Here is a 344-nt window from a genome sequence, read left to right as displayed (position 1 = left end):
CGAGAACTTCCACTGCACGCCGCCATAGGGCGCCGCGGCCAGGAACGAATAAACGCAGATGATGATCAGCGGCAGCACGCCGAACACGCCGATGATGATGAGCGCCGGCAGCGACAGAAGCCGGTTGCGCCGCGCGCTGGTCTTCACTGCCTTGGCCTCGAACAATGCGGCCTTGGAGAGCGTGGTCGGGGAGAGAGCGGCTGTCGTCATCAGTCTTTCAGGACGCGGGCGGCGTCCTCCTCGAACTGGATGCCGACCTTGGCGCCGGTCTCGTAGGTCACCACGCTCGAACGGCTGTTCTGGTGGCGCACGATGAAATTCTCGCCGCCGCCGTCGAGCTTCAC

Annotated in this window: 1 protein-coding gene and 1 pseudogene; both read right to left on the bottom strand. The window is 64.5% G+C overall.

Annotated elements, in window-relative coordinates; translation table 11 throughout:
- Positions 1-210, bottom strand: a pseudogene (locus EN846_RS34060) (hypothetical protein); the annotation flags it as partial.
- Positions 210-344, bottom strand: a complete 135-nt coding sequence (locus EN846_RS36630) for a hypothetical protein (RefSeq protein WP_348630854.1) — start codon at positions 342-344, stop codon at positions 210-212. The gene EN846_RS36630 and the pseudogene EN846_RS34060, both read right to left, overlap by 1 nt.

It is taken from the genome of Mesorhizobium sp. M4B.F.Ca.ET.203.01.1.1, assembly GCF_004791025.1.
Lineage (GTDB): Bacteria > Pseudomonadota > Alphaproteobacteria > Rhizobiales > Rhizobiaceae > Mesorhizobium > Mesorhizobium abyssinicae.
This window is presented reverse-complemented; position numbering and strand designations above follow the sequence as displayed.